The following is a 14,107-nucleotide window of genomic DNA, read 5'->3' on the forward strand; positions in this document are numbered from 1 at the left end:
TGCTCAGCACGCGCTGTCGGCGTCGCGCAGGATGTCGGCGTGGTCGAACGCCAGGCCGTCGCGGAAGGCTTCGGCGGGTGTCACCCACCGCACGGCCGCCGCGTCGTCGGCAGCCACGGCCGCAGTGCCGGCGGGCACCCGCGCGAGGTACGCGTCCGTGCTGACCGGTCCACGCGGATCGCGGCCGGGTGCGTCGTAGGTGCCAATGAACACCAGCTCGTCAGTGAACACCCTCACCCCCGTCTCCTCAGCTAGCTCCCTGACGGCTGCCTTCCGGGAGTCCTCACCCGGCTCCACGTAGCCGCCGGGCAGTGCCCAGTCGCCGGCGAACGGGTCCCATCGCCGCTGCACCAGCAGCACCCGGCCCTCCGGGTCCACGGCGATGACGTCGGCGGTGTAGGCGGTCTCGGTCATGACTCCTCCTGCGGGACACGGCCGACCTGGCGCAGGCCAGCCTCATACGTGCTGCGGGCAGTGCTGCGGGCGTGCGGTCCGCCCGTCAGCAGCGACGCGAGGGTTCCCCACGTCATGTGGTCCTCATCGCGGGCCAGCACCGTCAGGTGCCGCACCTGGCGCGTCAGGCGTGCGTTGACCGCAGCCGCCGCCCGCAGCGCCTCCGCGCGCTCGAAGCCATCCATCGCCTGCAAGTCCTCTACGGACAGGTCCAGAACCCGCAGCGCAAGAGCGCGTTGTTCCTCGCCACCAGTGGCCATAGTTCTCTCCTCCCGCTTCCGCTGTGCGGTTTCCGCACAGCACCACACCACTGTGCGGAAACCGCACAGTGGTGTCAAGGCGGGCGGCGTGCGATCAACTTCTGCTGATTGACGATGGGTTGGATCTCGCGATGAGGGGCCCACTGAAGGCGTGACCGACAAGCACCCATCGACAGTTCGTCATAATTTGGCCCCACATCGCCTTACGAGGTGGGTTCTTCTGCCAGCCACTGGTCAGCCGGGTGTTCGGTCGTGGCCGACTCCGGTGAGGAGGTGGGGGCAGGCGGAACGCAGTTCGCTGAGCAGAACCGTGGCGGAACACCCGGGTCCCAGCCGTAAGCGTTGAGGTGGCCGCCGCAGGTCATGCAGGCGCCGAAGACCTTCCTGAGGCGCCATGCTTCGGTACGCGCCACGTTGTGCAGGCGAAGACGCTCCCGTTCGATCGCGTGTTGCATGGCCAGCGTCTCCTCCTCGCTCCAGAACATGTCATCGAGCGCATCGGGGGCTACGAAGAGGGAATTGAGCAGAGTCTTACTGACGCGTTCATAGGTGCCGTTTGCGGTGGCGGCCTTGATGAGGAGGTCTGCTTCCGCGCTGCCTTCGAGCCGGTCCACGTCACGGCCGGCATCCGGCTTGAAGCCGTACGCCCATTCCTCGGCCATGAAGACCAGAGCGTCGCCGCTGCAGTCCGGGAGGTGGCTGGAACAGTGGAGGAAGGCCCAACCGGGCTGGTCGTTTCGGCAGGCGGATGTCTGGCACAGCTCCCTGACCCTGTCCTGCGTGAGGATGAGCTGGAAGCGGCGGTTGCCGCAGACGACGACTGCCTCCTCCAGAGGACTCATGGACTCCAGCGTGAGACGTGCGGAGCGTCCCTCTTGCGCTAGTGAGCCCGCGAGTTCCAAAACGGTGCCGTAGGGCACGGCACAGTCGAGCAGCCGGGAGTGGAACACCTCCGGCGCGAGTTCGGAGTCGTAGCCCCAGTCGACGTCTGCCGGGGCAACGGTGGCGCACTCGGTCAGCAGCTGGGAGAGCAGGAAGTCCTTCGGCTCCTGGTCGTTCGCGTCAGCCATCTGGCGGGCGGCCTGGGTGTAGCGGCGGCCTGTTTGAACCTGCGTCTCGCGGATCGCGGCCTTGCGCTTCTTGTCCCTCGTCATGACAGTCCTTCCGCAGCATGCCCACGCCCATGCCGCAGCAGGAGTCATCACGTCCAAGGAGAGATCGCGAGTCTGAGACCCTTGTCCGCTTGCCGGGGCGCGTGGGTGCGGTTCCGGCCGGGAATCTGACATGGCCTGGCATGCGCGTGCCGCACCATCGGCGGCAGCGTAGCGCATACGACGCACGAAGGAGCGGCCAACGCCCGGGGCTCAAACGGCTCGCCCACACCCTGCACCCGCTGCCCGGACATCGAGCGCCTCTTGTACAAGAGCAGCAACCGCAGACCGTGTGCAGGGCTCACACCGCTAGCCCGGTGGCTGAGCGCGCTTCGCGTGCGGGTCCTCACCAGCCTGTCCGTCGTAGACAGCATCATCGATGCTGCGTCTCGGGTGGCTGGAGCCGTGACGGACCAACAACACGAAGGCGTGGCCGAGACCGTGGTGGGGACCGCCGTACGGCCCGGCGGCCGTACGGCTGGGCGGCCGCTTGCCGTCACTCTTCGCCTGCGGGCCCCGCGGGGCATACGTTCGGTGGCTGAGGTCTCAGCAGGATGCCTTGTACGCACCTGCCAGCTTGACTACGCCGTCGCCCCATGACTGGGGCAGCAGCGGCTCGGAAGTCAGCCCTGGAACCGTTTCTGGGTCTGCTGCCAGGCTCGTTTGATCTCAGGTTCGGTACGCCAGAACCGGCGCACGGAGGCGATGCCGGTCGGTGCCGGGTCTTCTGCAGGCAGGAGTGCGGCAAGTTCGTTGCCGTTATGGAACCAGAGCTCCTCGCGGATGTCCTGGTAGGCGAATAAGAACCGTCCGTCCGGCAAGGGCCCGGCCGCCACCTGGGCAAAGCCTAGGAGTGCAGCTCGTTCGCCACGGGGGGTCCCCTTGGCAACGACTGGATGGCCTTCGCCCCGCCGGGAGTTCGCGGTGACGAAGAACGGACAGACCGCGCCTGCGAAGATCATGCATGCTCGGTGGCCTGGACCGTCGAAGCGCTTGCAAGCGTTGTCCCGTGTGGTGAGGCGTGCTTCGTCCTGGGCGAAGAGCCGGTAGAGCAGTTCGCCTTGGGCCACGGGCAGGCCGCAGATGGCGCAGCACTGGTTGAGGTAGAGGGTGAGGCAGCGGCGCATGTCCTGGCTGGCGAGTTGTGGCTTGCCCTGCTTCCAGGGGACTTCGGCCGGGACGGGATAGCCTCGCTCGTCGCGCGGCAGGTCACGGATACGGCCCGGTACGGGCGGCAGCTGGATCATGCCCTCAGCATGGCGCGACAGCCCCCGCGGCGACAGAGCCCGTCCCGTCCCGCAGGACAGATCGACGGCAGTGAGGGCTCACTCCCGGCGGACGGGTGGGAAGACGTAGCGGCATCCCTCCATACGGGCCTTGCCGCCAACGGTGTTGCTGAGTTGCTGACCGGCGGGTTCCCCGGGAGCGCGGGGCCGGGCACGCGTACGGTGAAGGCGAACGCACCCGAGCGCGTTCACAAGCCGGCCGTCTCCTCGCACGTTGACGGCCGGCTCCCCCGCGCCCTCGGGGCTGCACCGCGCGGATTACTGTGCGTCATGCTCGTACGCTCGGCGTGTGCACATACTCGTGACCGTCGCCGCCGTCGTGTTCGGCCTCATTGCCGGGCTGCTGCTGCCGCGCGCCGTCTACAAGATGGCCGTCCCGTCGGACCAGGTGTGGCGCGCTCAGTGCCCGGCCGGGCATCCAGTGCCCGCCTGGATCGGCATCCCGGTGTGCACGGACTGCATGCAGGCCGGTCAAGCTCCGTCTGCTGACGGGCGCCGCTTCGGCCCCTCGGCCTTTGCTGTCGTCCCTCTCACCGCGGCGGTGTGCGGGACGTTGGCGTATGCGACCGGGCCGCGGCCTGAGCTGGCTGTCTGGCTGCTCATCACGCCGGCCCTGGTATTGCTCGCCTTCGTCGACGCCATGGTCCACAGGTTGCCCGACGTGGTGACCCTGCCCCTCGCCGCGCTGACGGTCCTCCTGCTCGGGGTCGCCGCGTCGTTGCCCGCCGCGGCCGGCTCGTGGGTGACAGCTCTGGAGGGCGCACTCGCACTCGGCGGCGGATACTTCACGCTCTTTTTGATCAGCCCCCGCAGTCTCGGGTTCGGAGACGTCAAGCTGTCCCTCGCGCTCGGGGCTGTGCTCGGCTGGTACGGGTGGGGCGCCCTCGTTCTCGGTGCTCTCGCCGGACAGGTCCTCGCCGCCATGTACGGCCTGGTCCTGATGGCCCTGCGGAAAGCCAGTGCGCGGTCCGCTCTCCCTTACGGCCCGTTCCTGATCGGCGGTGCCTTGGCCGGGGTGCTGGCTGCCGCGGTGATCCTCCCGGCTGGCCAGTGACCGCAGGGGGCACTGCTGATGGACATAGACCAGAGGGACCCTGTGTTCATGCGTGGGGCCCGTACGTGGAAATAATTCGGGCGACCGTCTCTTGACCTCCACGCCCGACAACCACCCACTCCGGCTACCTGTGACTAGGGCGGCACCGCAGAGATGACGAGGGCATTGACGGCCCGGTCGGCGCGCAGCTGTTCGCCTACAGCGAGGCCGCAAGCGGATGGATGTCCCCCTGCAGACCGTCACACAGTCCTGAGGCCGCAGAACGGAAAACTTCCTGGCCACTGCGGTGAGCCGCATGGCAGGCTCTGCTTCCTCTCGGAGGGAGCCCGTTATGGCTGGTAGGCCGGAGAACGAACGTGTCGACTGCACTGACTGTTTTGCCATGCCAGGGCCTGACAACAAGCGCGTCGCGTACGTGAAAACCGACGGGGGCGTCAGTGAGACCTGGCACACGCACGACTGTCCGGCACTAGCGATCATGCAGATCGCCATGGAGGAGGGGAGCAGACGGGTTCGGGAGCAGGAGTCGTGGGCCCGAGGCGTGTTCCCGGCCGCGCACGAGCGGCTCAAGGCAGCGGCTGCCGAACTGCCGCCCGACTCCGCAGCTCAGCCCTTCGTCGGCGCCCTCACCGAACTGGTCCAGGCGCAAGCCGACGCCACCGGCTTCGTCACCCTGCCCCACTGGGTGGAGATCCTGGAGCGCCACTTCCCGCCGCAGCTTCCTGATCTCGGGCAGGCCACGCCCTGATGCCTGTGTGCCCGTGAACGCCGCGTGATCGGTGACGGGCATGTGGCCTACCCGGGTTCGCTGTGCCCGCGTGTGTCGGGAGCCTGCTTCATCAGCCTCTGGGGATGTGAACTCGCCGGTTCGGTCCGCGTCCGGAGTCGGCACGGGCGCCGCAATGCTGTGGATGGCGGACCGGGCTTTCATGCTCGTATGACGGTCGATGACAGGGCTTGGAACCGGTGGGCCATGCGGTGGGAGCTGACGGTGCCGATGAGTCCTTCGGCCTGGTCAAGGAGTTCACGGGCCTGGTCGTCGTGGCCGCACTTGTGGACGGTGTCGGCCAGGTCGAGCACGGCGTGGAGGCGGTCGCGCGGATAGCCGGGCGCGGTCGTCTCGACGCGCCGGCTGAGGAAGGGAATGGCCCGTGAGGGGTGGTTGCAGGCGAGCCAGGCCCGCCCGGTGGCGGCGTCCAGGGAGTCGTTCGTGAGCCAGGTTGCCCACCAGGGTGTGCGCTCGTCGGGGGAGCTGAGGTGGAGCAGCGCTTCGTCGCGCAGGCGCAGGACCGCGTCGGGGTCGTGCCGGCGCCCTGCGGCGTAGATGCGCCGTTCCCCGATCACCGCTGCTGCGGCGGAGGGAAGGTCTGGCGTGCGTGCGGCGATGTCAAGGAGGGCTGCGGCGTCGTTGTGGTGGCCCAGCCATGCCGCTTGGTAGGCGGCGGAGGCAACAAGGTTGGCTGTGGAGTGGCGCGTGGTCAGCGAGGTGCTTGTCTCGCGTGCGAGGCGCATGCCGGTGTGGTAGATGCGCTGTGCCTGTGGGTGCTGACGGGCGTCGAAGCACATCCAGCCGACCTGCTCGCTCAGCTCGATGTAGGCGGTGTGGAGCCGGTCCGTGAGGGGGCCGTGGCCGCGGGCCTGTGCGACGACCCGGGATGCGCTTTGCCAGATACCAACGCCCCACGTGAGGTCCCCGCTGGCGCTGCCGGTGGAGTCGTCGATCTCCCTGAGGTCGCGTACTGCCCGCTCGATCGATCCGACGAGCCGCTCGCTGGGCTGGCCGGAGGGGGCGGCGGATGCTTGCGTCATCGGGCCGAGCAGCAGCGCGAGGGCGGGGGCGGTAGCTGCGGCTCCGGTGAGCATGACCAGATTGCGGCGGTCCATGATGTCTCCTTGGCTGATGTCCTGAAGCAGGGCCTCCAGTGGGGCGTCGCCGGGCGCGTCCAGGTGCCGGTGGCGAACTAACGAAAAACTCAGTAGTGGAGCTCCTTCGTAGGGGCCGCGCCGGCGCCTGCTGGCTCAGCTCAGCGATAGGAGCATGGCGTGGAACAGGGGTGCGTTCGGCAGGCGCGGGCGCAGGTCACCGAGTACGGTCCAGCCCCATGATTCGTACAGCGCCCGTACTTTGGGGTGGTCCTGGTCGACGAGGAGCGTGGCGCGTTCTTCGGGCCGGCGGGCGAGCAGGGTGTCGTGCAGTTGCTTGGCGGCGCCGGTTTTCCGCCAGGGTGTGCGGACCATGAGCTCGCTGAGTGCGTAGGTGCGCTGGCCGTTCTCCTTGGTGATGGCGGGGTCTACGGGGGTGATGAGGCCGCCCCACCAGCGGGCGTCTTCGGGCAGGGGGGCGCCGTACGCGTAGCCGACAGCCTGGTCGTCGTGGTCATGGTCGTAGCCGATGGTGCAGGTCCAGCCGGGCCGGGAGGACCAGCCGTCGAGGCCCTGGGCGAAGCGCTCGACGGTGGCGAACGGGTCCTTCGCCGCGGCGTCGGCGTAGATCTCGGCGTAGAGGTCGAGGAGCAGCGGGCGGATCTCGGCGGCCTGGTGGTGGTCGTAGTGCCGGATGGTGAGGGACACGGTGGTGCTCCTCCTAGGCGGTGGCGAGGGTGCGCTGGACGGCGGCGAGCCGGGTGGTGATGCGGCGGCTGTCGAGGCTGGCGGTGTTGAGGTCGGCGATGGTGGCGGAGGCCTGTTCGGGTTGGCGTTGGGTCAGCTGGAGTTCGGCGAGCTGCACGCGGTAGAGGGCGCGCTGGCGGCGCATGCCTGTGGGCAGCAGCTGCAGGGTCTGTGTGGTGGCGGCTTCAGCCTGGGCGTAGTTGCCCAGCGCGGTGTGCGCGATGGCGGCGAGCCCGCTGATCTCGGCTTCGTTGAGGAAGGCGAGCCAGGACGGGGGAGGGATGGTCACGCGGTCGTAGGCCTTCTCCGCGTTGAGCAGGGAGCGGGCGGCGCCGGTGCGGTCGGCGGTGGTGGCCTGGCTGATGGCGAGGCGGGAATGGAGGAGGGCGGCGAGGTGGGGGTGGTGGCGGACCTGGCGGTGGTCGAGGGCGGTGCGGGTGAGACGGAGCGCCTCACGGTGGCGGCCTTCGATGCGGGCCTGCAGAGCGAGATTGGACCAGGCGCGCCCGACAGCGCAGGGGTCGGCGGCCAGCAGCGCGCTCTGCAGGGAGGCGGCGTGCAGCTGTGCGGCGGTGTCGGTCTCGCCGCAGTCGTGGGCGGCCCAGCCGGCTGATGCGTACAGGCTGCAGATAGCGCCGTGCAGGGCCTGCTCGACGCGGTCGCCGTAGCGGCAGTTGTCCAGGGCGGTGTTGAGCCGGTCGATGAAGGCGGTGGCGGTGGCGACGAGCGGGCCGCCGCCGATGGCAAAGAAGTGCGCGTCGAGCCGGGCGGTCTGTTGTTGCACGCGGTCCACGTCGCTCATCGACAGGCGGCCGTGGTCGGGGGTGTCGTCGATGCCCAGAGCGAGCGCGACGGTGGCGGTGGTGGATGCGGTGATGAACCGGCGGCGCAGCACCGTGACCTCGACCTCCTTCGGTACGGCGGGTGGCCGTCGCGGCGGGGCGGGCAGGGTCGCGCTGGCCTTGCCCCGGGGCACGAATCCCATCGCCTGGGCCGGACGGCCGAAGATCTGTTCCAGTGCCAGAAGGTAATGAACCCAGGGCCATCGGACTTGCCCGCTGAGCCAGTACCGCACGTGCCGGTCGCCGCACCGGCGCGGGCAGTTAGGCCCGAACATTTCGGCCAGAGCGTCATTCACGGCATCGGCCAGCGTTCGTTGCGTGAAGTCGAGCTCACGCATCAGCTCCGCCAGCCGGCGGTTGGGCACTGGGTCCATGGGACTCCCCCCGGAGGTGCGGGCCGTGACCGCGACGGTAGTCCCGCCGCGCTGGGCACGTTGGCAAAACTTTCCGGTCCCCCTGCCTGAAGTGCCCGCAATCTCGCCTGACCTCACCCGATCGTGAAGGAGTTATCTGGGCGCAACGAAAACCCCCGCTCCCGGGAGACAGCTGTGGCCCACACGCTCACCGACACCAGGACCCCGTGGCACGAGGCCACGACGGTGCCCTGCATGTCCCGCGACATCGAGATCGCCATGGCACTGGCTGCCCACGCCCCAACCGGAGAAGCCGCAGTGCTTGTGCGGGAGCGCCTGCGCGGCCACATCACGCTGCTGGCCGGTCCCGCACAGGACCAGGTACGGCGGATGACGCCGTCCCGCGGGCGGGACGTTGCCGCCAACACGATCCGCCACGCACGCAGCCTGGCCGGCTCAGGCGGCGATGCCGCGGCCACGCTGCGCCTGCTGGCCAAGAGCGTGCAACACCTGATGCGGTACGCCGCGCAGGCACTCCCGGAGCACACGCCGCCGCTCGCCAGCGCGGGGGAGGAGCAGCCCGTGCGGCTCATCCTGGCGCCGCCCCTGCCACCCTCCGACGAGGAGGCGCAGGCACAACACACATACGGGCGCGGGCATCCGGCCCGTGCCGCACACAAGGAGGAACTGGTGGAGCGGTGCAAGTCAGAACAGGTCCTGGAGTCGGCGGGCCCCGTCGTGGCGGCGCCTGACGGTGCCGCCTCGATCGTCGCGCCGTCGAGCATCGTGCGGATCGAGGACGTCGAGGACGAAGGCCCCTGACCCCCTGACCCGGGTCTGAGCAATGAGGAGTGCGGTGCCGGGACCTGGTTCCGGCACCGCGCTCGTTGCCAAGGAGATGCAGTGATTCACGTCTATACCGGTCCCACACTGGCCAGCGGTACACCGGTGCTGTGCAGCCCGCGCGTGAGGGTCCACCCCCCGGCCCGGCACGGCGACCTCTTCGATCCGGCGATCACCGAGGGCGACACCGTCGTGCTGATCGACGGCGCCTACCACCAGGCGCCCGCGCTGCGCCACAAAGAGATCCTCGCCGCCATGGCCCGGGGAATCCGCGTCCACGGTGCCGCCTCGATCGGGGCGCTGCGGGCCGTGGAGCTCGCCCCCTACGGCATGACCGGCATCGGACGGGTCTACCACTCCTACGCCAGCGGAGACGTGACGGGGGATGACGAAGTGGCCGTCGGCCAGCATCCTGACGGCGCATATGGGCGGCTGACGTGGCCACTGGTCAATCTCCGCGAAGTCCTGAGGCACGCGGCCGCCGGCGAAGTCCTGGACGCGCACCAGGCGGAGGAACTCCTGGGGGAGTGGGGCGCCCTCTACTATCCTCAGCGCACCCTCGATGCGGTCCGCTCGGTCTGCCGGCGTCTGGGGGCCTGTGCGTTCGAGCGGTGGCTGATGGCGCGGCTCGCCGCCGATGAGCACTTCGGCGATGTGAAGCGCGCCGATGCCATCGAGGCTGTCACCGTGGCCTGCGCGTCCGCACGACCACACCCCTGCGCTGCGTCGGCCGGCTGCTGGGACACGGTCTACTACCGGCGATGGGCTTGCTTGTTCACCCCTACGCCGACGCAGGAGGGGGTGCTGCCGGTCGGCCTGCGCCTGTCCTACCAGAGGCTGTTCGATCCCGCTTTCCCCACGGTGTGGCGGGCCTGGCTTGAGCACCTTTCCCGTCACCCTCATCCGGCAGCGGCCGAGGACGCCATGCCTCTGGCGAGCCGCGTACGCCGCGCAGCGCCGAACGCCGCCGCTCTCCCGGCCCACCTCATCTTCCGGCCCGAGCCTGACCTGCACGATCCGGCCGCCAAGTCTTGCCTGCTCATGCGGGAGACGCCGGCCGACCGGGCGGCGATCGCCCGCTACCTCGAGGCCAACGAAGCCGCCCGCACCCAACGGGGGCACTGCTGCGAGGCGATCAGCACTGAGGCGGCCCGCCACACGCTGCTGCACCTGTGGAAGACCTCTCCGGATGCTGTGGCCGGACATGCTGCTGCCTGCGGCTACGCCACCCCCCAGCGGGCTCTGGATGAGCTGAAGGTGTTCATGACCGGGCTCCTGCTGGACCAGAACCGCCTGTCCGAGGCGGTAGCCCGGTGAACGCGGCCGTTGTGCGCCTGGACGGCACCGTGCGGGCCCGCAGCCCCCAGGACACCTGGAACACCCTGCAGCCCCTGCTGGCTGACTTCGGGATCACCCGGGTCGCCCGGCTGACCGGCCTCGACTGCCTGGGGTGGCCGGTGTGGACGGCGATCAGGCCCGCGGCACAGACGCTGACCGCCACGCAAGGCAAGGGCGCCACCGACCTGCTGGCGAAGATCTCCGCCGTGATGGAGAGCATCGAGTTGTGGCACGCCGAGCAGCCACCGCGCATCGCCTGCACCGCTGCGGCCACCGATCTCGACCTGCCCTACCCGCTGGGCGCCCTACCGCTCCACCAGCACCATCCGGACCTGGCAACGGTCAAGGTCGACTGGGTGGCGTGCACCGGAATCCTGGCCGGCAGACCCACTCTCCTGCCTGCAGGTCTGATCCACCGCAGCGCGGCACGCCGCCTGTGGGAGCCGGACCTGTGGCACACCACCAGCACGGGACTCGCCTGCGGCAATACCCACGCCGAAGCGGTTCTGCACGCCCTGCTCGAGGTGAGCGAACGCGACGTACTCGCCGACGACGACCCACGCCGCCCAAAAAGCCGCCGGCTCATCCACCCCGCCACCGTCGAGGACCGCTACTGCCGGCAGCTTCTCGATTCCCTGTACCAGGCGGGCATGGAAGTGGAGATCAGTGCCGTCGAAAACGCCTATGGCCTGCCGGTATGCCTGGCCCTCGTATGGGGCGAAGACTTCCCGCTCTGGTTCGCCGGCTCCGGCTGCCACCCCGTCCCGCCCATCGCCCTGTCCCGGGCGCTCACCGAAGCGATGCAGTCCCGGCTGACTTGCATCGCCGGGACCCGCGACGACCTCCCCTCCCAGGAAGAGGTCTTCACCGCGGCCCCGCAACCCAGGCCTGCGCCCGCGCCCGGCCCGCGGGTTGAGTGGAGCACGGTGATGCGCGACGTGGTTCCGCCGGGCGGCGACTTCGCCCAGCAGGTAGCGGATGTGGCGGGGCGGGTGGAGAAGGTCACCGGCTACGAGCCGCTCGTGGTCGACCTGGCCGACGCCGCATCCCTGATCGCCGCGGTGAAGGTGATCTGCCCCGGCACCCGCTCCCGGACCACCCGGGCGGTGGCCCGGTGACGGCCGAACAGCACCTGCGGGAAGGCTTCGACGCCTTCCACCTGGCCCGCTCCCAGACCCGGCTGGTCTCCCGCCTGTACGGGCAGGCCATGGGCGATGACCGCCCGGCCGGGCTGAGCACCTACAGCTCCTGCAGCCACACGCTGCTCACCACGCTGGCCAAGCGGCTGGAGCTCCACCGCGGGCAGCTCCTGCTGGATGCCGGATGCGGTGCAGGCGGCGTCGGCCTGTGGCTCGCCCGCACCCTGGAGACCCGGCTGTACGGCATCGACATCTCACCCGTCGCCACCCACCTCGCCGCCCGCCGCGCCCGCCTCCTCCATCCCGGCCGCGCCACCTTCTACACAGCCCCCCTGTCACGCCTGCCCTTCCCCGACCGGCATGTGCACGGCATCATCTGCGTGGACGTCCTCTCCTTCGCCCCCGACCGCACAGCAGCCCTACGCGAACTGCACCGTGTCCTGTGGCCGGCCGGCCGGGCCGTCATCACCCGGGCCGTACGCCAGGACACCCCCGCCTCCGAGATCGAGCAGCCGGTGCGGGACGCCGGATTCGAGCTGGAGCACCTCGACGAGCGCCCCGAAGAACCCGCCGCCTGGGGCCGCCTCTACCGGTTATGGATAGCCCACGAACCCGAACTGCGCCACGTCCTCGGTGACACACAAGCCGGCCGGATGCTTGCCGAGGCCGAACGGATGCTGCCCCGGCTCTCCGAGCGTCGCGCCCTGGCACTCACCCTGCGCCGCCCCGCCGCACAGGGCCGATAGGCTCCAGCCGCCGAAGAAGGGAAGATCTGCCATGAGGTTCGCGGTGCTGTCCGCCGGATCGTGGGGCACCACGTACGCCGCCGTCCTGGCCGACGCCGGCAACGACGTGCTCATCCACGCCCGCCGGCCCGAAATCGCCGAAGCGATCAACACCCGCCACGAGAACCCCGCCTACCTCCCCGGCATCCCCCTGCCCGAAAGCCTGCGGGCCACCACCGACCCCGCCCAGGCACTCGCGCACGCGGACGCAGCGGTCATCTCCATCCCCGCCCAGTCCCTGCGCACCAACCTCGCCGCCTGGACCCCGCACCTTGACCAGCGCACCGCTGTGGTCAGCCTGATGAAGGGCATCGAGACCGACACCGGGCTGCGGATGAGCGAGGTCATCCAGGAAACCGCCGGCCTCCCGGCTGAACGGATCGCGGTGCTCTCCGGCCCGAACCTGGCCCGCGAGATCGCTGCGAAACAGCCCGCCGCCTCCGTCATCGCCAGCACCAACGAAAACCTCGCCCGCGCCCTCCAGACCGCCTGCGCCACCCCGTACTTCCGGCCCTACACCAACACCGACGTCGTCGGCTGCGAACTGGGCGGCGCGGTCAAGAACGTCATCGCCCTCGCCACCGGCCTTGCCACCGGACTGGGACTCGGCGACAACGCCACCGCACTCCTCATGACCCGCGGCCTCGCCGAAACCGCCCGCCTCGGCACCGTCCTGGGCGCCGACCCCCTCACCTTCGCCGGCCTCGCCGGAGTCGGCGACCTCGTCGCCACCTGCGCCTCCCCCCTCTCACGCAACCGCACCTTCGGTACCCACCTCGGCCAGGGCATGACCGTGGCCGAAGCAACGAAGGCGACATCGCAGACCGCAGAAGGCGTGAAGTCCGCCGCAGCCCTGCTGTCCCTCGCCCGCCGCCACCAGGTGGACATGCCCATCACCGACGTAGTCGTCCAGGTCATCGACGGCCGGCTCACCGCCAAGGCGGCCGCTGAACAGCTCATGTCCCGCACCCCTAAGCCAGAGGTCTACACGGCAGCCACGCCCTGACCGCTGAGCGCCCCCGCCCCGGCACTCCGCGAGGGCCGGGGCGGGGAGGGCACAGGGGCTGTCAGTCCCAGCGGGTGTCAGGCGCACCGACGACGGCCCAGCCACCGGTGAGGCCCCAGTTCGGGTCAGCCTGCTGAAGGCCCCACGTGGGGTCGGCAGGGCGTGTGCCCCAGACACTGTCGCGGCGGGTGCAGTGGTCGGTCATTGCGGCTTCCCCCTTGAGGTTGTGCACCGGATGGTGCTCGTGATGCGACCGTACGTGATCAAGAAGTGTGGCGGGCAGCGCTGTCTGGCCAATCGGCGCTCACGGCACCCTCACCGGCCTTCCCGCGCCCCGGCCCGCCCCGGTCGTTACGGCCCCGCTCGCCTCAGTCACAGAACCAGGCTCCGCCCCCGCCCGGACACAAGGGAGCACCGGTGAGAAAACGCCTTACATCGCAGCACTCAGCCTCCCGCTGGTTCCCCGTCAGCAGCGGTAGCCGGAGAATCTGCCGCCCCGCCATGCCCGTGGGTATTGATGCGAGGCTGCGCCCGATCCCCAGGTCGACCCCCTGTATCCGCTGACCAGGCGCAGCGCCTCCTAGGCACGGCCGCCCGCTCGGTCCGAAGAACCGACAACCCGCCACCCGCTACGACGTCGGACGAGTGCGAGTCCTACGCCCGCCCCGTGCACCACGAGCAAGGAACCAAGCCCCGGCGCACTGGCGAGACGACCCGTTCCGACGCCTAATCCTGGGCGCGAAGCCGTCCCCGGATCTGGCATGCTGGCCCCGTGAACAACAAGATCAGAAAGGGCGATGCCGCGTAGTCGCCCGTCCCAAGTCCGCGCCTGCGGACGTCACCCGAGGCGGCAGGCGCATGAAACACCAGTACCTGGGCTGCCGCGTGGCTCGGGCAAGCTTGCCGGAGCGGTTTCCCGCCTCGAGCACGATCGGCTCTGGCCTGGGGCGATAGCCCAGGCCTTGCAGCAGTGGTCGCGAACAGCCC

At 69.8% G+C, this 14,107-nt stretch carries 14 protein-coding genes; 7 read left to right on the forward strand and 7 right to left on the reverse strand.

All coding sequences use genetic code 11. The annotated features are described in order from the left end of the window. Positions 1-3 precede the first annotated feature (3 nt). The 4 genes from ACZ4MU_RS30720 to ACZ4MU_RS30735 form a co-directional block, all read right to left on the reverse strand. Positions 4-414 (reverse strand): NUDIX domain-containing protein, encoded by a 411-nt coding sequence (locus tag ACZ4MU_RS30720; protein WP_467882782.1) that lies wholly within the window; start codon positions 412-414, stop codon positions 4-6. Then, positions 411-713: a hypothetical protein gene (locus ACZ4MU_RS30725; RefSeq protein ID WP_467882784.1), complete on the reverse strand. Its 303-nt coding sequence runs from the start codon at positions 711-713 to the stop codon at positions 411-413. Before ACZ4MU_RS30725 ends, ACZ4MU_RS30720 begins: the two co-directional genes overlap by 4 nt. 203 nt (positions 714-916) lie before the next feature. After that, a complete protein-coding gene (locus tag ACZ4MU_RS30730; protein ID WP_467882787.1) occupies positions 917-1,867 on the reverse strand; it encodes a hypothetical protein in 951 nt (316 codons plus the stop codon). Between the two features lie 620 nt (positions 1,868-2,487). Beyond that, complete coding sequence (locus tag ACZ4MU_RS30735) at positions 2,488-3,111, reverse strand: hypothetical protein (RefSeq protein ID WP_467882789.1); 624 nt, start codon at positions 3,109-3,111, stop codon at positions 2,488-2,490. Positions 3,112-3,439: 328 nt separating this feature from the next. Between ACZ4MU_RS30735 and ACZ4MU_RS30740 the strand changes: the two genes are divergently transcribed. Further along, complete coding sequence (locus tag ACZ4MU_RS30740; protein ID WP_467882791.1) at positions 3,440-4,204, forward strand: prepilin peptidase; 765 nt, start codon at positions 3,440-3,442, stop codon at positions 4,202-4,204. A gap of 382 nt (positions 4,205-4,586) precedes the next feature. After that, positions 4,587-4,952, forward strand: coding sequence for a hypothetical protein (locus ACZ4MU_RS30745; RefSeq protein WP_467882793.1), 366 nt, complete (start codon positions 4,587-4,589; stop codon positions 4,950-4,952). Between the two features lie 179 nt (positions 4,953-5,131). Here the strand turns inward: ACZ4MU_RS30745 and ACZ4MU_RS30750 are convergent, their stop codons facing one another. The 3 genes from ACZ4MU_RS30750 to ACZ4MU_RS30760 form a co-directional block, all read right to left on the reverse strand. Continuing rightward, positions 5,132-6,088: an XRE family transcriptional regulator gene (locus ACZ4MU_RS30750; RefSeq protein WP_467882794.1), complete on the reverse strand. Its 957-nt coding sequence runs from the start codon at positions 6,086-6,088 to the stop codon at positions 5,132-5,134. A 135-nt stretch (positions 6,089-6,223) separates the two neighbouring features. After that, on the reverse strand, positions 6,224-6,775 hold the full coding sequence (locus tag ACZ4MU_RS30755; RefSeq protein WP_467882795.1) for a GNAT family N-acetyltransferase: 552 nt from the start codon (positions 6,773-6,775) through the stop codon (positions 6,224-6,226). 13 nt (positions 6,776-6,788) lie between these two features. Beyond that, a complete protein-coding gene (locus ACZ4MU_RS30760; protein ID WP_467882797.1) occupies positions 6,789-8,030 on the reverse strand; it encodes a hypothetical protein in 1,242 nt (413 codons plus the stop codon). Positions 8,031-8,264: 234 nt separating this feature from the next. Here ACZ4MU_RS30760 and ACZ4MU_RS30765 point away from each other — a divergent pair, with 234 nt between their 5' ends. The 5 genes from ACZ4MU_RS30765 (at position 8,265) to ACZ4MU_RS30785 (ending at position 13,120) form a co-directional block, all read left to right on the forward strand. Then, positions 8,265-8,831: a DUF6415 family natural product biosynthesis protein gene (locus tag ACZ4MU_RS30765; RefSeq protein WP_467882798.1), complete on the forward strand. Its 567-nt coding sequence runs from the start codon at positions 8,265-8,267 to the stop codon at positions 8,829-8,831. Positions 8,832-8,912: 81 nt separating this feature from the next. Beyond that, a complete protein-coding gene (locus ACZ4MU_RS30770; RefSeq protein WP_467882799.1) occupies positions 8,913-10,169 on the forward strand; it encodes a TfuA-like protein in 1,257 nt (418 codons plus the stop codon). Further along, positions 10,166-11,308, forward strand: coding sequence for a YcaO-like family protein (locus tag ACZ4MU_RS30775; RefSeq protein ID WP_467882801.1), 1,143 nt, complete (start codon positions 10,166-10,168; stop codon positions 11,306-11,308). The genes ACZ4MU_RS30770 and ACZ4MU_RS30775 overlap by 4 nt, the downstream gene beginning before the upstream one ends. After that, positions 11,305-12,075 (forward strand): class I SAM-dependent methyltransferase, encoded by a 771-nt coding sequence (locus ACZ4MU_RS30780; protein ID WP_467882802.1) that lies wholly within the window; start codon positions 11,305-11,307, stop codon positions 12,073-12,075. The genes ACZ4MU_RS30775 and ACZ4MU_RS30780 overlap by 4 nt, the downstream gene beginning before the upstream one ends. A 31-nt stretch (positions 12,076-12,106) precedes the next feature. After that, the gene (locus ACZ4MU_RS30785; protein ID WP_467882803.1) at positions 12,107-13,120 is read left to right on the forward strand and encodes an NAD(P)H-dependent glycerol-3-phosphate dehydrogenase; all 1,014 of its coding nucleotides are present in this window, start codon (positions 12,107-12,109) and stop codon (positions 13,118-13,120) included. Positions 13,121-14,107 lie beyond the last annotated feature (987 nt).

Source organism: Streptomyces sp. NPDC026377, from assembly GCF_055567715.1.

Bases quoted from the DNA above. Each gene is read 5' to 3' on its own strand.
- ACZ4MU_RS30765 (WP_467882798.1), top strand. From the start codon at position 8,265: ATGTCCCGCGACATCGAGATCGCCATGGCACTGGCTGCCCACGCCCCA.
- ACZ4MU_RS30725 (WP_467882784.1), bottom strand. From the start codon at position 713: ATGGCCACTGGTGGCGAGGAACAACGCGCTCTTGCGCTGCGGGTTCTG.
- ACZ4MU_RS30735 (WP_467882789.1), bottom strand. From the start codon at position 3,111: ATGATCCAGCTGCCGCCCGTACCGGGCCGTATCCGTGACCTGCCGCGC.
- ACZ4MU_RS30745 (WP_467882793.1), top strand. From the start codon at position 4,587: ATGCCAGGGCCTGACAACAAGCGCGTCGCGTACGTGAAAACCGACGGG.
- ACZ4MU_RS30785 (WP_467882803.1), top strand. From the start codon at position 12,107: ATGAGGTTCGCGGTGCTGTCCGCCGGATCGTGGGGCACCACGTACGCC.
- ACZ4MU_RS30730 (WP_467882787.1), bottom strand. From the start codon at position 1,867: ATGACGAGGGACAAGAAGCGCAAGGCCGCGATCCGCGAGACGCAGGTT.
- ACZ4MU_RS30720 (WP_467882782.1), bottom strand. From the start codon at position 414: ATGACCGAGACCGCCTACACCGCCGACGTCATCGCCGTGGACCCGGAG.
- ACZ4MU_RS30750 (WP_467882794.1), bottom strand. From the start codon at position 6,088: ATGGACCGCCGCAATCTGGTCATGCTCACCGGAGCCGCAGCTACCGCC.
- ACZ4MU_RS30760 (WP_467882797.1), bottom strand. From the start codon at position 8,030: ATGGACCCAGTGCCCAACCGCCGGCTGGCGGAGCTGATGCGTGAGCTC.